General features: G+C 42.1%; 17 protein-coding genes, 1 tRNA gene and 1 pseudogene. 11 read left to right on the top strand and 8 right to left on the bottom strand.

Going from position 1 to position 18,843, the window contains the following annotated elements; translation table 11 throughout:
• Nucleotides 1-167 precede the first annotated feature (167 nt).
• The 7 genes from AC058W_RS02275 to AC058W_RS02245 all read left to right on the top strand — a co-directional run bounded on the left by AC058W_RS02275 (nt 168) and on the right by AC058W_RS02245 (nt 6,027).
• A complete protein-coding gene (locus AC058W_RS02275) occupies nt 168-899 on the top strand; it encodes an ABC transporter ATP-binding protein (protein ID WP_055199655.1) in 732 nt (243 codons plus the stop codon).
• Between the two features lie 140 nt (nt 900-1,039).
• Nucleotides 1,040-2,869 carry an efflux RND transporter periplasmic adaptor subunit gene (locus tag AC058W_RS02270; protein WP_178760853.1) on the top strand — a complete coding sequence of 610 codons (1,830 nt, stop codon included), beginning with the start codon at nt 1,040-1,042 and terminating at the stop codon, nt 2,867-2,869.
• Nucleotides 2,862-4,094, top strand: coding sequence for an ABC transporter permease (locus AC058W_RS02265; protein WP_118137685.1), 1,233 nt, complete (start codon nt 2,862-2,864; stop codon nt 4,092-4,094). The genes AC058W_RS02270 and AC058W_RS02265 overlap by 8 nt, the downstream gene beginning before the upstream one ends.
• A gap of 135 nt (nt 4,095-4,229) precedes the next feature.
• Nucleotides 4,230-4,303 (top strand) — tRNA-Arg (locus AC058W_RS02260).
• Nucleotides 4,304-4,713: 410 nt separating this feature from the next.
• Nucleotides 4,714-4,923, top strand: a complete 210-nt coding sequence (locus AC058W_RS02255) for a type III toxin-antitoxin system ToxN/AbiQ family toxin (RefSeq protein ID WP_479389654.1) — start codon at nt 4,714-4,716, stop codon at nt 4,921-4,923.
• Between the two features lie 8 nt (nt 4,924-4,931).
• Nucleotides 4,932-5,231, top strand: coding sequence for a type III toxin-antitoxin system ToxN/AbiQ family toxin (locus tag AC058W_RS02250; protein ID WP_479389653.1), 300 nt, complete (start codon nt 4,932-4,934; stop codon nt 5,229-5,231).
• Nucleotides 5,232-5,739: 508 nt separating this feature from the next.
• The gene (locus AC058W_RS02245) at nt 5,740-6,027 is read left to right on the top strand and encodes a GGDEF domain-containing protein (RefSeq protein WP_118137687.1); all 288 of its coding nucleotides are present in this window, start codon (nt 5,740-5,742) and stop codon (nt 6,025-6,027) included.
• Between the two features lie 31 nt (nt 6,028-6,058).
• Here the strand turns inward: AC058W_RS02245 and AC058W_RS02240 are convergent, their stop codons facing one another.
• From AC058W_RS02240 to AC058W_RS02225, 4 genes are read right to left on the bottom strand one after another with little or no spacing between them, the layout of a single operon-like run.
• The gene (locus AC058W_RS02240; protein ID WP_055199661.1) at nt 6,059-6,604 is read right to left on the bottom strand and encodes a nucleoside-triphosphatase; all 546 of its coding nucleotides are present in this window, start codon (nt 6,602-6,604) and stop codon (nt 6,059-6,061) included.
• Complete coding sequence (locus AC058W_RS02235; RefSeq protein ID WP_118137689.1) at nt 6,601-7,485, bottom strand: class I SAM-dependent methyltransferase; 885 nt, start codon at nt 7,483-7,485, stop codon at nt 6,601-6,603. Before AC058W_RS02235 ends, AC058W_RS02240 begins: the two co-directional genes overlap by 4 nt.
• Before the next feature lie 12 nt (nt 7,486-7,497).
• The gene (locus AC058W_RS02230) at nt 7,498-8,295 is read right to left on the bottom strand and encodes an ABC transporter ATP-binding protein (protein ID WP_118137691.1); all 798 of its coding nucleotides are present in this window, start codon (nt 8,293-8,295) and stop codon (nt 7,498-7,500) included.
• 4 nt (nt 8,296-8,299) lie between these two features.
• Nucleotides 8,300-9,343, bottom strand: a complete 1,044-nt coding sequence (locus AC058W_RS02225; RefSeq protein ID WP_118137693.1) for a FecCD family ABC transporter permease — start codon at nt 9,341-9,343, stop codon at nt 8,300-8,302.
• A gap of 169 nt (nt 9,344-9,512) precedes the next feature.
• Between AC058W_RS02225 and AC058W_RS02220 the strand changes: the two genes are divergently transcribed.
• Nucleotides 9,513-10,637 (top strand): ABC transporter substrate-binding protein, encoded by a 1,125-nt coding sequence (locus AC058W_RS02220; protein ID WP_479389652.1) that lies wholly within the window; start codon nt 9,513-9,515, stop codon nt 10,635-10,637.
• Nucleotides 10,638-10,727: 90 nt separating this feature from the next.
• Here AC058W_RS02220 and AC058W_RS02215 read toward each other — a convergent pair whose 3' ends face one another.
• From AC058W_RS02215 to AC058W_RS02200, 4 genes are all read right to left on the bottom strand, one after another.
• A complete protein-coding gene (locus AC058W_RS02215; RefSeq protein WP_479389651.1) occupies nt 10,728-11,588 on the bottom strand; it encodes a TylF/MycF/NovP-related O-methyltransferase in 861 nt (286 codons plus the stop codon).
• On the bottom strand, nt 11,585-12,610 hold the full coding sequence (locus AC058W_RS02210) for an XdhC family protein (protein WP_479389650.1): 1,026 nt from the start codon (nt 12,608-12,610) through the stop codon (nt 11,585-11,587). The genes AC058W_RS02215 and AC058W_RS02210 overlap by 4 nt, the downstream gene beginning before the upstream one ends.
• A gap of 65 nt (nt 12,611-12,675) precedes the next feature.
• Complete coding sequence (locus AC058W_RS02205) at nt 12,676-13,749, bottom strand: histidine phosphatase family protein (RefSeq protein WP_055199668.1); 1,074 nt, start codon at nt 13,747-13,749, stop codon at nt 12,676-12,678.
• Nucleotides 13,742-14,671 (bottom strand): NTP transferase domain-containing protein, encoded by a 930-nt coding sequence (locus AC058W_RS02200; protein ID WP_055199669.1) that lies wholly within the window; start codon nt 14,669-14,671, stop codon nt 13,742-13,744. Before AC058W_RS02200 ends, AC058W_RS02205 begins: the two co-directional genes overlap by 8 nt.
• A 210-nt stretch (nt 14,672-14,881) precedes the next feature.
• On the opposite strand from AC058W_RS02200, the gene AC058W_RS02195 reads away from it, so the two are divergent.
• From AC058W_RS02195 to AC058W_RS02185, 3 genes and pseudogenes are all read left to right on the top strand, one after another.
• Nucleotides 14,882-15,142, top strand: coding sequence for a hypothetical protein (locus tag AC058W_RS02195; protein WP_055199670.1), 261 nt, complete (start codon nt 14,882-14,884; stop codon nt 15,140-15,142).
• A gap of 83 nt (nt 15,143-15,225) precedes the next feature.
• Nucleotides 15,226-17,988: a molybdopterin-dependent aldehyde oxidoreductase gene (locus AC058W_RS02190; RefSeq protein WP_479389649.1), complete on the top strand. Its 2,763-nt coding sequence runs from the start codon at nt 15,226-15,228 to the stop codon at nt 17,986-17,988.
• An 83-nt stretch (nt 17,989-18,071) separates the two neighbouring features.
• Nucleotides 18,072-18,843: pseudogene (locus AC058W_RS02185) on the top strand (pyridine nucleotide-disulfide oxidoreductase/dicluster-binding protein); the annotation flags it as partial.

Here is an 18,843-nt window from a genome sequence, read left to right as displayed (position 1 = left end):
ATCAGAGAGTGAAACCCTGCTGGAGTGTCTTACTTGCATTATTTTCTGGAATTGTTATAGGAAATTACTTTGTAATTTTTTCGGGATATAATAAGATCCGTCGGGATGAATGAATTATGGCGGATAATATATTGTATATTGGAATTGCGGGATAAATGGAGGAAAAAATGGGAGAAGCGCTGATCAGAGTAAAAGATTTGTGTAAGATATATAATCCCGGTGAGAATGAAGTGCGGGCACTGGATCATATTAATCTGGAAATCGATAAAGGTGAATTTGTTGCGATCATCGGACAGTCGGGATCTGGAAAATCTACATTTATGAATATGCTTGGGTGTCTGGATGTTCCTACTTCCGGTGAATATTTTCTGAATGGTACAGATGTATCTACGATGGAAGACAATGAACTTTCAGAAGTGAGAAATCGAGAGATTGGATTTATTTTTCAGGGATTTAATCTGATTTCCAATCTGACTGCCATAGAGAATGTAGAACTTCCCCTGGTATATAGGGGTGTGGACAGAAAAACCAGACATAAACTCGCCGTGGAATCCCTGACCATGGTCGGGCTTGAGAAACGAATGGATCACAAACCAAATGAAATGTCAGGCGGACAGCAGCAGAGGGTTGCCATTGCCAGGGCGATAGCAGCGCAGCCACCGGTAATTCTGGCGGATGAGCCAACTGGAAATCTGGATTCTGCGTCCAGTAAGGAGATTTTGCAGATTTTGAAAAATATGCATGAGCAGGGGAAAACAGTCATACTGATTACTCATGATAACGGGATTGCTGCACAGGCGAGACGTGTGGTCAGGATTATAGATGGCAAGATCGAGTCAGATTTCGTTAATGAGAATTATGGAAAAGAAGAATACGTGAAAAACCAGCTGGATGCCTGAATGATGTTTTGTAAATAGCAGATGTATTAAGCTGCATACGGAAAGCTATATTATTGGAGTGAGATAAATAACAGAATGATTGCATTAACTGCATTATTTTCTGAAATTGCTATAGATGCGAGGAGGAATCAGGTAAAATTATGAAAAAAAAGAAGAGTAAAAAGAAAATTATCATAGGTGCAGCTGCTGTTTTAGTTGTTGCAGGCGGTGTTACGGTAGCAGGACAGAGAAATTCAAAGGAAACGCAGATTCCGCAGGTGCCGGTAGTAACGGCTGAGATGGGAGACGTTGAAGAAATCGTAGATGCTACAGGAACAGTAGGAAGTGAAGAGGAAAAGACATATTATTCTCCGGTAAACGCAGAGTTAAAAACAGTTTCTTTTTCCCAGGGAGATGTGATAAAAAAAGGAACAAAGCTGATTGAATTTAACACAGAGGATCTGGAGAAAGATAATCAGAAGGCTGAACTGAATTTAAAATCAACGAAATATGATACGAAAGACACCCGGAATAAATCTGATAAAGCAGAGAAGAAGCAGAAAGATGCGAAAAAGAATGTTCAGGAACTTGAGAAGAAGATAAAGGATAAGAAAGCTTATGTGGCGTCTTTGAAGTCTCAGATTTCGGCGGCAACAGCTGCGGCTCAGCGGGAAGCAGCAGCTCAGGCGTCTGCACAGGCAGCAGCCCAGGCCCAGGCACAGCAGCAGGAAGCGCAGGCAAAAGCCCAGGCCGAGGCGAAGAAACAGCAGGAAATTCAGCGCAAATATCAGGCGGCGCTTAATACATATAAGACAGAAACCCTGCCACAATACCAGCAGAAACTTTCCGAGCTGAATTCGCAGTATAACCAGGCACAGAGTACCTATAATCAGGCAGACACTGCATATCAGATGGCATTTGCCACATGGCAGGCAGATCCTTCTGATGAAAATATACAGGCCCTGAATGCCGCAGAAACTTCCAGAACTCAGGCACAGATTGCAATGCAGCAGGCAAAACAGGTATATGAGGATTATAAACAGCAGACACCTCAGATGCCGGACCTGGCTGATTTTACTCAAAATAGTTCCGGATCTTTAGAAGAGTTTACAGATGGTACAGAAGATGATACATCAGAGGAAGATACAGCGTCGGGAGATTATGCCTATAGTGGAAGTGACAGCAGCGCAGTAACTGCCGATACTTCTGCGTTGGAGAGTGCATTGGAATCAGCCAGCGATGAACTCGCCGAGCTTCAGTCGGATCTGGCTTCTGAGAAAGCAATCGCAGAAGCAGATTCCACGAGTCTGACAAAAGAGGAAAAAGAGAAGTTAAAAGTAACCGATAACCTTTCTGAATTGGATGCAAAATCAGCTAAAGAGCTGGTGGAGGAAGGAAAGAAAGGAATCACAGCGGAATTTAACGGAATCGTTTCCAAGGCAGATATCAAACAAGGGGCAGCAGTTACCCAGGGAATGGAGCTTTTTACCATTCAGAATACAGATAAAGCGAGTGTGGATGTGACTCTTTCCAAATATGATTATGATACGGTAAAAGAGGGACAGTCTGCAGAAATCACACTTGGTGATAATACTTATCAGGGTACGGTGACTAAGATGAGTCATATTGCAGTGCAGAATGAGAAAGGCACACCTGTTATTTCTGCGACGGTAAGCATCAATGATCCGGATGATGATATTTTTCTGGGAGTAGATGCAAAGGTCAAGATTCATGCAGCATCTGCAAAGAACGTTGTAACTCTTCCGGTGGAAGTGGTGAATATCGGAAAAGATGGATCTTTCTGTTATGTGATAGAGGATGGTCTGGTGACGAAAAGAGATATCACAACAGGAATCAGCTCAGAGGACTATGTGGAAGTTATAGATGGAATCAAGGAAGGCGAAGAGGTAATTTCTGATCTGGGAGATTATACAGAAGGAATGGAAGTACAGGCAGTTTCTGAACAGACGGGAGAGGATGCCGATGAGTAATCTGTATGAATATATCAAAATGGCAGTCCATAATATTATGGCAAATAAAGGCCGTTCTTTTCTGACTATGCTTGGTATTATCATTGGTATTGCATCCGTAATCGCAATCGTGTCTATTGGTGAGGGAACTAAGAATCAGATGAACAGTGAGATTGATGACATCGGTGGAGGACAGATTGCCATCAGTGTCAGCAGTGACGCCCAGACAGCGGAAGAGTGGATTACTGCTGATGATGTGGAGGCGATCAGAGAGCTGGACGAAGTGGAAGGTGTAAATGTTTCTGATTCTTTTGACGGAGAAACGACTACCGGTAAGGGAAACTTCACACTTATGGTGACCGGAGAAGGACCTGATGCGAAGTTGTTAAATAATGCAACGATGAAGCATGGAGTCTATTTTGGGGAAAATGAGGTCCAGGAAGGGAAAAACGTTTGTGTAATTTCTGATTCAGATGCGAAAAGGCTCTTTGGTACAGATGATGTTGTGGGAATGAGCATAGATGTTAACTGCTATGGTCTGACTAAGAGCTTACGTATCTGCGGTGTGACGACGCAGAAGGAGAATGGAACCTTTGTAAGCTATACATATGAAGGAATGCCGGTTACGGTTAATGTTCCATATACGACAATGAATGAGTTTACCGGTGTATCGGATTATTTTTATTCTGCGACGATACAGGGAGATAAGAGTCTGGACAGTCAGAAAGTTGCAGACAAGGTAGTGAGTCTGCTTGAAAAAAGACACCAGTGTGCTGGTGAGGATTATTTTCAGGTGCAGAGTTTCCAGGATATTATGAGTTCCATGAATCAGATGCTGGATATGGTAACTGCATTTATCTCCTTTGTCGCAGGAATTTCACTGCTGGTTGGAGGAATAGGCGTTATGAATATCATGCTGGTTTCTGTCACAGAACGTACCAGGGAAATTGGTATCCGTAAATCATTGGGAGCGAAGACTTCTTCTATTATGATGCAGTTTCTGGCAGAGGCTGCGATTCTGACTGTAATTGGTGGTCTGATAGGCATTGTACTGGGCGTGATCGGAGGGTATGCGATCTGCTCAATTATAAGCAGCAGTATGGAAATGACGATCACCCCTGGAATCAGCCTGAAGACGATTCTGGCGGCAACACTATTTTCTTGTGCGGTGGGTGTTTTCTTTGGAATCTATCCTGCCAAAAAAGCCGCAAAACTCAGCCCGATTGAGGCACTTAGACGTAATTAAGTTGTTGCAATTGCCATAATTGTACTGTTCAAAAGAAAAAAATAAAAAAATTCAAAAAAAGTGTTGACAAATCATTCAGTATAGAGTAGAATACTCATTGTTGTGAGGGACACGAGATAAGAACTTCACAAGGATGTGCGTTTAGCTCAGCTGGATAGAGCGTTTGGCTACGGACCAAAAGGTCGGGGGTTCGAATCCTCTAACGCACGCTAAACCTCTGGAGATTAAGATTTCCAGAGGTTTTTTTCTTGGCAAGTTATTGACTCTTTGGCTGTTTTCGATGGTATATTTATTTCCCAATTTGATTGAACTTCATGGAAATTGTGTTGACATCAGTGTATAGTCAGAGTAAAATTAAAGAAAAGAAAAAAAGATACTTAAACAATAAGTATTTTTGTATATATTTTTTGGGAATTGTATTGATTTTTGCGATACAGCATATAATGTAGATAAACAAGGAAACTTGTTTTGAGAGAGGTCCTGCTTTAGTGGACGATTCAAAATAGAGAGAGGTCCTGCTTTAGTGGACGATTCAAAATGAGAGAGGTCCTGCTTTAGTGGACAGAAAGCTGTTTGTTTAATGCAAACAGCTTTTTTATTTAAAGGAGAAATATGGAAAATGAAAGCCCAATTCTTTATTATGTTAGACAAGGAATATTTAAAATATCTACATAAGGAAGATTATAGAGTAAGTGTTAAATTTAATAATAGACCATTTGCAGGAATTGTTACATTAGTAGGAGACAGGAAATATATTATTCCGCTTACATCTCAGACAACAGAAGAAAGAAAAAATGCAGGAAAAAATAAGAAAGAAGTTCCCTTATAACTACATTTGTGACAGAAACTTCCGGAAAAGAGATTTCAAATCTTTTATACAATAATATGATTCCAGTTAATGAACAGATTATTACGGCATTAGAAATTGATCCGGAAACGGACACATATGAATCTAATGAGATACGATATTTAAGAAAAAACTGGGAAACTATTAAGAAAAAAGCGGAAAAGATTTTTAATCAGAGGTATGATATAGAATCACATAATTTTAATTTTTTGAAAAAAACATGTTGCGATTTTAAAAAATTGGAAAAAGTTCAACTGGATCAATTTGAAATCAGACAGGAAGAAAAATAGAAAAGAGTTGACTTTAAAGATAGAGGGTGTCGCTTCATCAGTTGTGTTTGATGATTTTGCGGCACCCTCTTTTAGTGAAACTATCTTGCCATACTTTCTGCGCAGACGCAATTTATCGATTGCAAAAAATGCAATTTTCACAAACTCATAACGAGAAGTCTGCCCCAAATATGATATACTGTGTGTGATAAAAAATGACATACAAGATTCAACTTATTGAAAACTGTGAGATTTTGACTTGTATGTTCCCAAATAGCAGACTGCTGAATAGTTAATAAAGAAAATAATTGGAAAATGTGCGCAGGAAGTTTTCGAGTCTCAGATGCAGCTTCTGCTTAAATCCATTCCGGAAGCACAGGGAATCTTTCATCTGAATCTGACGAAGGACACCTCGATCAGTTCAAATAGAGTATCAAGAAAACGTAGAAAACCTGAAGGATGCGCCGGATGTAGATATGCTGATCGCCCAGATTTCTGCGTTTATCCCAAATGAGCGCATGAAAGAGAAATTTCTGGGGAAGAAGATATCGTTTCCCGTTTTGGAGGCGATGAATTCTGTCTTCTGATCAAAGATGTGACAGAGAAAGAACTTCGGATCAGGCTGGAACTTCTGGTCAGGGAAATGCGTGCGGTGTACAGAGAAGAAGATGCCAGCGCACAAGTGAGTATCAGTGCAGGTGCAGTACTTTGCCAGGATGAGGGAAGGGAATTATCTTCTCTTATGAACCTGGCTGATAAGGCGCTGTACCAGACTAAGAAAAAGGGCAGAGATGGATATAGTATAGAAATATGTTAAGTTGTAAAGGGGATGTCGGGCACAGCAGCCTCTAACGCACATACAAATCGCTGAAAATCGAGGTGATATGATTAAGTAAAGAGCAATCATTTCGATTGTCTTCAGAAATTGTAATGATTTCTACCTTTGGGTGATTTACGATTTCAGGCCAGAAAGATTCTGCAGGTTCCTGCAATACCCCTAAAATGGGAGTCTGCCCATCCAAAAGGTTTAGGATTTTTTTTCGAAATAAAGCTGCGTCTGCTTCATGTGGACCAAGCTCATCCATAACAATCAAAGAGCAGTCAGAACACATGGAAAGAATATTGCATCCAAGGCGATCAAAGGTATCGGCAGTGTGTTCATCTGTTTTTCCGCATAAAAACAAAAGATTAGATTCGTTTGGGAGCTCCTTCTCTTTTAGATGGTACATATGAACTGAATACTGATCCTTCAGATAGTTTTTTGTGCGGACAGTCAGGAATCCATCAGCGGTTTTCTTATAATCATCTAATATCTTTTGGATCAATGTAGATTTTCCAATGTGTTTTTTACCAGTTAAAAATATATGTTGAGTCATAGTAAAGTCCCATTTCATTTTATAATAGTTCTATAGTCAGGTCGTATTGTTTTGTTTCGAACATCCCAGAGAATTCTTCCATAAGTGGAATCAGTTATTTCCTTGATCTGCCCATCTTTGTTTAAGTGAGATTGAATCCATTGCATGATTTTATTTGCGTTTTCCTGTGTATGTTCTTCAGATGGAAGCATGTGCTCCATGAGGAAATCAATATATTGTTCATCCGGAGTTACCCAGGTTTCACGATGGAGTTTTTCATAGCTTGTTTCAGGATTATATCCAAGCAGAAATAATATATTGAAAAGAGAGAAAAACCATCGCCCATTCCATTGGGGTGCTGTTTGTTTGCCAAATACTTCCTGTAAGATCTGTCCCCTGAGTGAATTTCGTCTGTCAAGATGCGTGATATTACAGCACCATGCCCTGCTCATTTCCATAGATTTTATCAGTCCGTCCATATTGTGGATTGCAGGTGTCATGGAACTGAATACCAAATCAAATGCATGCTTATACCCCGATTTATCAATATCTAATGTCTGAAAATTACATGTATAGAGTATAGCGTTATTTAAGCCTTCATTTTGGATATGTTCCATTCCGTGTTTAACCATTTTATCAGAAATATCCAGCCCCACTACTTTGTGTACATATTTGGCAAATGCAGCAGCAAACCGTCCGGGACCGCATCCAATATCTGCGACATCATAATTTTTTTCAAGAAGTCCTTTGGAATCCAGGTAGTTTATTGCGCTGATGACACGTTCATCACCTTTTTCTTTCTTTTTGCGTGCGCCTTCCCAAAAGTCTGCACGTTTATTCCATCTTTCTATAGCCCGCTCAGGTAATTCTGCAGGCTCAGATTCCTGCAGAGAAATAAAATAATCCAATATAGAGTCCATGTATCATTTCTCCTAAAATGTTTTTGCTGAGCTATTTACCGGTAAACAGATAGTTCGTTCACGGCCATAGCGGTCGTGTGTAGTTATCACATCCATTTCAATATCGTAAACAGATTGTAAGGTTTCAGATGTAATGATTTCTTTGGGAGAGCCGAATCCCATAACCTTTCCGGATTTCATGAGAAGAACCTTGTTTCCCACGGAAAAGGGATGCTCAGGACTATGTGTTGACATAATAATGCAATAGCCCTGATTGGCCAGCCCTGAAATTACTTCCATGAGAAGCTGATGATTGGCATAATCCAGATTGGCGGCTGGCTCGTCCATGATGAAGATTTTTGCAGACTGACAGATTGCACGGGCAATTAAAACCAATTGCCTTTGTCCTCCGCTTAAGGAAGTATATTTCCTGTTGGCAAGAGGCAGGGCATTTACTTTCTCCAAGGCAGCAAAAGCTGCTTCCTGATCAGGCTCTTTTGGGGTTTCAAATGCGGAGAAATGAGAAGCACGCCCCATAATTACCATATCAAGAACTGTATAGGCAAATACAGGGGAATGATATTGGGGAATATATGCAATCATATTTGCCAGTGTTTTGGTTGTAAAGTCACTAATATTTTTTCCGGCTATCTTTATTTTTCCATTAGAAACAGGAAGGGAACCTAATATCATACGGAACAGAGTGGTCTTTCCGCAACCATTAGGGCCAAGCAGACAAAGCACATCACCATAGTCTGCGCTGCAGCTGATACCCTTTAAAATATCACCATTGCCGTAACCGCCAAAAACATTTTCAATTTCCAAAAGCATATAATTACGCGCGCTCCTTTCGTTTGATGATAAGATAGATAAAGAAGGGGGCGCCCATGATACTTGTGACAACGCCAAGTGGAAGTTCCATGGACAAAAGGGAACGGGAAATATCATCAACAAGTATCAGATATCCGCCGCCAAGGATCGCACTTGCAGGTATCAGCCTTCTGTAATCAACACCAACCAGTGCACGTGCCAGATGGGGGATCATCAGCCCGACCCATCCGATCAATCCTCCAAGACAGACTGCAGCGGCGCTGAGTAATGTGGAAGCGACTATAAAAATCAGACGATATTTACGCACATTGATTCCTAAACTTTTGGCTTCTTCTTCATCCAAAGTCAGCAGATTGATCTGCCATCGAAAAATAAAAATCAGACTTAATCCAATGATCATTGGAAGAACACTCCAGGAAAAAGATTTGGTTGTGGTTTTGGTTAAGCTGCCCATAAGCCAGAAAGTAATTTGCTGGAGAACATCATTGGGGTCTGCCACATATTTGATCATTGTGACACCGGCATTGCAGAGTGACATGATCATAGTTCCGGTCAGAACAAGACTGAGAGTCTGGGAATGTGCGGATTTTCGGCTGATAAGATAGGATGCGGCTACTGCGGCCACACCACCTGCAAAAGCAGAAAGCTGAATCATCCAGTTGGAAGCTCCGTTTAAAATTGCAAAAGCAGCTCCGAGACTTGCACCGGAAGAAACTCCAAGGATATCCGGAGATACCAGTGGATTGCGAAACATTCCCTGATAGGTTGCACCTGCTACCGAGAGGGAAGCACCAATAAATAAAGCAGACAGAATACGGGGCAGACGGATATTCCAGAATATGGTAACTGCCTGGGGTAAAATATCTCCTTTAAAACCAAATTTTGATAAAAATGCATTTAGTACCTGCACTGGTGTAAGCGGATAATATCCCACCCAGAATGAGAGTACTATAATGATAAACAAAAGTGCCAGCATAACCGTCAACAGCAGAACATATCGTCTTTGTCGGGCAGCGGCGGCATTTTTTTCATTAGCTGTCAGATTCATAATCCTTCATCCTTGTAACTTGACTAATCAAATTTACGGTGTTATACTCAGAAAAACCGAATTGTTTTTAAAAACTATTCGCATATACATTATAATACTTAAAAATTGTATAGTCAATTTCAATAAGCGTCAATTATGAGTAATGCGGAGAAAAGAAAGGAGAGAGTCTATGAAAAAGCACAGACAACTTTTGGCTCTGTTTATATGTCTGGTGATGTCAGTCAGTCTTTTAACAGGATATTCTGAGACGAAAGCTGCTACTGAAGAGCCGACGCAGAGTACGGAGCAGGATGCCACGCAGGAAACTGCTGAAACCCGTGAGATCACAGACATGGCAGGAAGAAAAGTAACTGTCCCAACAGCAGAAAATATTAAATCTGTTTTTTCAGCGGGTCCGGTAGCTGCAATTTTTCTGTATATGGTTGCACCGGATAAGCTTCTTGGGTGGAATTATGAACTGAATGATGTTGAGAAATCTATTATTCTGGACAAATATCAGGATCTCTCTAATTTTGGAATGGGTGATGCTGTCAATTATGAAGCAGTAATTGCTGCCAATCCTACAATTGCTATTAATAGTGGAAAGATTAATGATGCAATGGTTTCTGATTGCGATGCGTTATCAGAAAGCCTTGGGATTCCGGTTGTTGCAGTAGACAACGAGCTTAATAATTCTGCAGAAGCTTTTCGTTTTATGGGCGAACTTCTTGGTGTAGAAGATCATGCAGAAGAGCTTGCCCAGTATGCGGAGCAGGTATTTACTGATATTAATGCACTTTCAGATATTCCAGAAGAAAAGAAAGTCAGTGTATACTTCGGTAATGGAGAGGATTCACTGGAAACTGCACCCAGGGGATCCCAGCATGCACAGATTCTTGATGTCATCAATGCAGTCAATGTTGCAGATCTGGAATTGGGAGATGGATCTCGTGTTCAGATTTCAGCAGAACAGCTTCTTGCATGGGATCCGGATGTGATTGTTGTAAATGGTGAACCAAAGGCAGATAAAAGCGGAAGTTCTGCAGCAGAAGATATCCTGAGCAATCCTGATTATGCTTCATTAAAAGCAGTACAGGACCAAAAGGTTTATGGAACTCCGAATGCACCGTTTAGCTGGGTGGATCGTCCGGCAGGACCAAATCGTCTGATCGGTATGCGATGGTTCTCAGCATTGATTTATCCGGAATATATTAAATGTGATATCAATGAAGAAATACATAAATTTTTCGATCTTTTTTATCATGTTGATTTGTCCGATGAACAGTTGGAAAATGTTCTGAAAGGAACTTTATAAAGGTTAGGCATGGACGTGAAAAAGAGCTATACAATAAATAAATGAAAAAGAAACGCTGGTTCCGGTAAATACCGGTTCCGGCGTTTCTTTTTATAATTTTCGGATCATTGCGCTTCCATGCAGATCGCATACAGGATCTGCAAACAGATGGTTTTTCAGACAGAATTCCCCGACCGCTTTTCGACATCCGGAAAACTGTGTACTGTACACATCGTGGATCAGGAGAACTCCTCCGGTGGCCAGACGTTCATAGAACAGAGGAAGTGCGGCTGCAGTTGGAGCATAGAGATCTGCGTCCAGAGATACAAAACAAAAAGTTTCATCTGTGACATCGGAAAAGGTATCCGGAAACCATCCTTTGTGGATCACAGTACGTGTAGGATCAGGCATAACATGAAGAACAGAGTCAATATCAGTAGAAGAAAAATCACCTGTTTTGGCACGGGACAGATTACCGGAGGCTTCTATTGTGATATCCTTTTCTGAAAAGCCCTCAAAAGTATCAAAAAGATGGATTTTTCGGTCTGGAAAGGCTGCACTGATCAGGGAAGAAAATTCACCTCGGAAAACACCCAGTTCTGCAACATTTCCCGGAATATCCAATTGATAGATCTGCTCAGATAAAAGACGCATAACAGCAACCCGTGCGTCAAACATGCGAAGGACGGAGGGATCACGAAAAGGTCCGTGATAACCCAGGTTTTCCATCTGTTTTATCATAGAATTACGCCGTTCTTCATCCAGAACTCCCAGGATGACCAGATCCGGGAGAAGTGCTACTGCAGCATCCGGAGAACAGACTGGAATATTCCCAATATAGGATCCGTGTTTATGGGGGTCATTATCAGCAAAGCACAGGAGCTGGCAGGGACTGTTGAGAAGTCTTGCTGTCATTTGTCCAATTTGTCCGGCACCAAATATTACAGCTTTATATACTGATTTTGCCATCATTTTGATGTAGCCTTTCTGTCAGCACGAACCTGGATCATCTGTCCTGTGATGGAAATGGCGATTTCAGCCGGTGTTTCTGCTTTGATCTCCAGTCCTATAGGTGAGATGATACGGTTTAAATCTTGTTCATTAACGTTGTATTCTTCAATCAGACGGCGAAATACAGCAGCTTTTTTTGTGCGGCTTCCAATGACGCCTATATAGCATGCAGGTGTAGCGAGAAGCTGTGCCTGTACAATGGTATCATAGGAATGTCCGCGTGTCATGACGCAGCAATAATCAGCAGCTGTGATAGAAACATACTGCTTTAGATGGTTGAAATCACAAAGTATTGTTTCAACTGCTCCCGGGAAAAGAGCAGGATCTGTAAATTCCGGCCGGTCATCCAGGACAACACAGCGAAAATCAACGCTTGCAAGGATTGGGACAAGCTTTTGTGAGACATGTCCGCCGCCGAATACATAGACAGTTCCTGAGGTTCCAATCTGTTCAGAAAACAGATCATAATCTTCACTGTGATATCGGTGTGGCTTTGCAGATAAAGAAGATAACACAGAAGAAGGAACATTGGCAGTTCCGATGAGACCGCATGCAGGACTGTAGAGGCTCACACCGGAGGTGGTGAGAAGATCGCAGATCAGCCAGAAATCTTTTCGCTTTTCATAGAATTTTTCCGCAGTTTCTGTGATTTCCATAATAATCGGATCGTTATGATTAAGATACTGGAAAAAGGCCGTAACATCACCACCACAGATCATGCCAATATTTTCAACATCTTTATGATTCAGCCGGAATTCATGCTGGCAGGATTCCTTTTTTTCAAGAATATCCAATGCCATACATTCAGCACGATATTCTACAGCTCCACCTCCGATGGTTCCGGAAATTCTGCCGTTTTTTCCGACCAGCATGCGGGAACCGGCACCTCTTGGCGTAGAACCTGAGGATGCTGTGACGGAAACAAGTACAAGATCGTTTCCCTCCAGGAATTGTTGTTTTATTGTCTGAAATAATGTTCTCATATAATAAAATACCTCCTAACTAAATTAAGTGATTTTTCTGCTTCGGTTGTGTATGTCTGTCTGGACTAAAGCGTGATATGGCAGAGTGACTGTATCATGTCCTGCAGTTTACGGGCTTGTTCTAACTGCTGCTCATGAGCTTTGCAAGCTTCTGGACTTTTGCATTTACTCATGCTGTCGGCAAATCTTTTTTCTATGGTTACACGCTGTGTTTCCTGAATCAGTTTATCAGCCAGAAATACAATGGCTGCTTCATTCAGCCTGGTTTCCAGCAAACCATGGTGCTGTGAAATAATCTGGCTGATCTCAGGATAACCTAATTGTAAGAAAAGTTCACCGCCTGTTTTCGTGTGATTCCTCTGAAGTCTGGCAATATCATGCAGAAGTGCACCGGAGCGAACAAGCTTCTGATCAAAGATATAACCATTGGATTCCAGCATATTGCATAAACAACAGGCAAGTCCAGTAACAGCATCACTGTGAGCTTGTACATGACGGGGCAGAGAAACCGCATTGCGAAGCCTGAGACATAGCCCGTCATTTAATTCAGGATGAGGCAGTATATAACTGGGGTCAGAGAAAGAAATATTATTTTTTTCATTCACTTCCAGATGATAGTAAGAGCCGCAGGGAAGACGAAATCGCTGTCTGCTGTACATACCGGAATGTAATGCATATATATAAGAAGAGATTACATCTGTATGAGCTACCACTGCAATATCACCTTCAGAAGCGCAAAGAATCTTATGAACTGCCTGCGAAAAGCGAAAACCAGATGCAGCAGGAGTTTCTGCTCCCGGGATCGGATGATCAGGGTTATTTTCACGGGCTTTATAAATGTCCGGCCATCTCTGGCGTATTTTATCAAAAGAAAGGCCATCCCATTCTCCCAGATTTCGTTCTGACAGATCAGAAACAATTATATGTGGAAGCTCAGGTGCCATATGGCCTGCTGTCTCAACAGCTCTTAACAAAGGACTGCAGTATATCCTTGATATTTTATCGGACAATTCTTCATTAAGAAGGACTGCCTGCAAGTGTCCAAGCATGGATAGAGAGAAATCTGTCTGTCCCACACAGTAAGAATGTTCATCCGGATACTGTGGTTTTCCATGCCGGACCAGATAAAGGCTACGCATTTAAAAATCCTCCGAAACATTCTTCAAATATTTTTTTTGAACAGGAACGTGTTTCTTCTGAAAAACGGGCATATCGTTTCAGAAATTCTTCACCGTATGGTGTCAGTTCACTATGGCTTCCCCTTGTACCGCCCTGGCTTCTGATGATCAGAGGTTCATGAAGCTGTGATTCCAGGGTATGGATCAGGTTCCAGCTGGTAGAATAGGAAATGTGCATGCGCTCACAGGCATCACGGACAGATCCTGTTTCATGGATCAGTGTAAGCAGCGAATAGAGCTTTTCATCAAAAAAAACTTTTTCCCGGGCTAGCTGAATATGGATTTCAGAACGGATCAGGCTCTGGTTGTGTATGCGGAGGAGTTCATCGTAATCCTCTGGTGTATCAGCATCATGAATAATACCGGGATCCTCTACATTAAGATAATACATGGGTTCCCCGCAATTATCCACAGCACCTTTAAGTCCTGATTTTCCGTCATCACTTAGAATGGAATCAATCAGTGTGGAACGAATCAGAATGGGATGACCGGGATTGCCATTACAGACCGGAGTTACAAGGGGACGCCCCAGAGAGAGCATTTGCGTGACTGTATGGGCTGTGAACAGCGGAACATCAACAGGTGTAAAGAGTACCGTATCCACTTTGTCTTTCAGATACTCAAGTCCGATCCTGACAGAATCAAACATATGAGTGTTTGCATAGTTCTCATTTCGAAGAAAGACTACATTATTGGAAGCCAGGTGGCATTCCAGAACATCTGCATGATATCCGGTTACCACTACTACTTTGGAGATTCCGGCCTGCCGGAAATTATTGATCACGCGCTGTGCGATGGAAATGGAGCCAAGCTGAAGCATGGGTTTAAAGTCTCCCATTCGTGATGATTTCCCCGCAGCCACGATGAGGGCGCCTGTCTGCATTCAGATACCTCCTTCTTTCAATGATATTATACAAATTTGATATTATTATAACATATAAAAGAATAAAAATAGTTAAAATTTTAAATAAAACAAAATAAAATTGTCTGGAATATATAAAGTAGCCAACTATTAATTATTTGTAATTTGTATAATTGTGCAAAATCATGGTAGTATGGATATATAAAATAACGTGGACAGGAGAACTTTTTTATGGATAAGATTTTTGAGATTACCGCAAAAGAAGTTACTGTACAGGTAAAAGATGAGCGTACAGGGGTTGTATACAGCCGGACGCTTCCCATCGATTATTATGAGAATGCAAATGTTTTAAAGCTCAGCGGTGAGAATCTGGACGGGAGTAGCTCTTCCATTGTTTTCTATTCTGCCAGAGGAATAGAGAGACTGAAAGATCTGACAGGCAAAGGGGCTGATCATGATCCGTGTGGAGTGCATAAGCCTGAAGATCGGTAATATTAAAATAACGTAACTATTCAGCGGTCATTGTGAAGGCGCTAACAGTTACGGAATGCGTGTTTTTAAAGGAGGTATGGAACATGATTAAAAAGACATTGAAGATTAATGGTGTTGAGAGAATACTTATTCTTGATAAGGATGAGACACTGGCGCAGGTACTCCGTAATCACCTTCTTCTTACAGGATGTAAGATCGGCTGCGGTGAAGGTCACTGTGGAGCCTGTAATGTTATTATGAACGGAAAAGTTACAAGATCCTGTATCTACAAGATGAGCCGTGTTCCCGATCATGCAGAGATCACAACCATTGAGGGTGTGGGAACACTTTCTGATATGCACCCGATCCAGGTTGCGTGGATGGCATATGGATGTGCACAGTGCGGTTTCTGTTCACCGGGCTTTATTATTTCGGCAAAAGTGCTTCTGGATAATAATCCAAGCCCTACCCGTGAAGAGGTAAGAGACTGGTTTAACAAACAGCGTAATCTCTGCCGTTGTACAGGTTACAAGCCGCTGATCGATGCTACTATGGCTGCAGCAGCAGTTATGCGCGGTGAGATGACAAAGGAAGATCTTGTGTTCAAACAGACAGGTGATTCTATTGTTGGAACAAACTATATCCGTCCTTCAGCAGCACAGAAGGTAACAGGTACCTGGGACTTCGGTGCAGATGATGCGTTAAAGATGCCTTCAGGAACACTTCGTCTTGCTCTTACACAGGCAAAGGTTTCTCATGCAAATATCCTCAGCATTGACACAACAGAAGCAGAGAGCATGCCTGGTGTTGTCCGTGTTATCACAGCAAAAGATATTAAGGCAGCAGGCGGAACCAATAAGATCAATGGTCTTGTAATGCTTCCAAAACACAACAAAACAGACGGATTCGAACGTCCTGTACTCTGCGATGAAAAAATCTTCCAGTTTGGTGATGCGATTGCCATCGTAGCTGCTGATACAGAAGAGCATGCACGTGCAGCAGCAGAAGCAGTTAAAGTTGAGATTGAAGAGCTTCCTGCATACATGAATGCAATGGATGCCATCGCACCGGATGCAGCGGAGATCCATCCCGGTACTCCGAACGCATTCTTTGAGACAAACTGTATCAAGGGCCCTGATTTTGACTGGGACAGCATTCCGGATTCACAGCAGGTTGAGATAGAATCTTACTGTTCACGTCAGCCTCATCTTCATCTTGAGCCGGACTGCGGTTATGGTTATATTGACGAAGACGGTATGATAACTGTTCATTCCAAATCCATTGGTATCCATCTGCATATGCCTATGATCGCTGATGGTATCGGTGTGCCAATGGAGAACTTACGAATTGTTCAGAATCATGCAGGAGGAACCTTTGGTTACAAGTTCTCTCCTACAAATGAGGCTTTGATCGGTGCTGCTGTTAAGATTCTTGAACGTCCAGTATCTCTGGTATTTAATCAGTTCCAGAATATTACATATACAGGAAAGAGATCTCCTGCATTTATGAATATCAAGCTTGCAGCAGATGAAAACGGTAAGCTTCTTGCACTCTGGGGCAATAACTATGTGGATCATGGTCCATACTCAGAATTCGGTGACCTGCTTACAATGAGACTTTCCCAGTTTACAGGTGCAGGTTATGGAATCAATTCTATCCGCAATAAATCTACAACAGTATTTACAAACCACGCATGGGGTTCCGCATTCCGTGCTTACGGTTCTCCGCAGTCTTACATGGGATCTGAGATCGCGATAGATGTTCTGGCAGCAAAGATGGGAATCGACCCGTTCGATATCCGTGAAATGAACTGTTACAAAGAATCCGAAGGCAGTACGATCCCTACAGGTTATCCGCCTGAAGTATACTGTGAAGAAGATCTGTTCAAGACAGCACGTCCACTGTATGAAGCAGCTAAGAAACGTGTGGCTGAAAAGAATGCAGCTTCTGATGGTAAGATCAAATATGGCATCGGTGTATCTCTCGGTGTATATGGCTGTGGCCTTGACGGTGTTGATACATCAAACGCATTTGCAGAGCTGAATCCGGATGGAACAGTTACAATGTATGCTGCATGGGAAGATCATGGACAGGGCGCTGATATGGGTGTTCTTGTATCATCCCATGAAACACTTCGTCAGGCAGGAATCAGACCGGAACAGATCAAACTTGTTATGAATGATACCAAGACATGTCCGAATGCAGGTCCTGCAGGTGGATCACGTTCACAGGTTATGTCAGGTAATGCATGTCGTCTGGCAGCAGAAAACCTTGTGGCAGCCATGCAAAAAGAAGACGGAACCTTCCGTACTTATGATGAGATGGTAGCTGAAGGTCTTGCAACAAAATATGAAGGTAACTGGGTGACAACCTTCTGTGCAGATCATCCGATCGATCAGGATACAGCACAGGGTGATCCGTTTGCAACCTACATGTACACGATCTTCCTTCCGGAAGTTGCTGTTAATACAGAAACAGGTAAAGTTAAAGTTGAAAAATTCACCTGTGTGGCTGACGTAGGTACGATCATGAACAGACTTCTTGTAGAAGGCAACTTCTACGGTGGTCTTGTACAGGGTATTGGTCTTGCTCTTACAGAAGATTTCGAGGATCTGAACCATGATACTTCTCTGAAGAACTGTGGCATTCCGTATCCAAATGATGCGCCGGATGATATTGAACTTCATTTCAATGAAACATATCGTCCAAGCGGTCCTTACGGTGCTGCCGGCTGTGGTGAGGCTCCGCTGGATGCTCCTCATCCTGCAATCCTGAATGCAATCTACAATGCTACAGGCGCACGTATCACACGTGTTCCTGCCCGTCCGGAAAAGGTTCTTGCAGCATTAAAGGAACTTGAGAAATAATTCTCAGTATAATTTTATCATGTAATATAATAAGGGGAGACGGGAGACTGTCTCCCCTTTGGAAATGAAAGGAGTATCGGGTTATGACATATATACAGGAGAGAGGTTCCACTCATGTTTATCACGTAAATCGAATGTCAAAGGAAGAGATGGATCATATGATCGGCCTCTGTGTTCATGAACAGCCGGCGTACTGTGTTGCAGCCTGTCCTTTCAAAGCAGATACAAAAGAAATGCTGTTTTATGCTGCAAAAGGAAATTTTAAGAAAGCTCTGGGGATCTATGAGAAGATTACACCATTTCCCATGATCCTCTGTAACGGATGTACTGCACCCTGTGAGGAGAAATGCAGACTCTGTGAGCTGGGTGATGGCATATCTATACGTGAAGTAGAGCGTGCCATTGTCCGATATGGGGAACCTGGAAAACGGAGCAGTGTATTTCGTATCAGAAAGAAAAAAAAGGCTGTGATCTTTGGCTCAGGATTATTCCCGCTGTTTCTTGCAGGGGAACTGGAAAAGAAGATGTATCCTGCAACCATTTACTGTCAGGAGAAAGATTATGAAGCCTATATTGCAGCAGCAGCTCCAAAGCTTTCGGAATCAGATCGCAAAAATGAGGTAAAACGTCTCAGTTCCATGGACCTTTCCTTTGAATTCGGATGCAGTCTTGACCTTCCGTTTATCAGAGAGAAAATGAAGGAGGCAGATGTGGTCTGTGCTTCAGAGGAGGTGGCAAAAGAGCTGGCTCCTGAGGAAACAGCAGATGTAGAGATCATGCTGAGAGAACAGGCGGGAATTGTCAGTGGTCCGGTCCGGTCTGTGATGGATGCGGCTTTTGCTGCAAAGAGAGCTG

Source organism: Blautia sp. CGZ-1-C1, from assembly GCF_056504575.1.
This window is presented reverse-complemented; position numbering and strand designations above follow the sequence as displayed.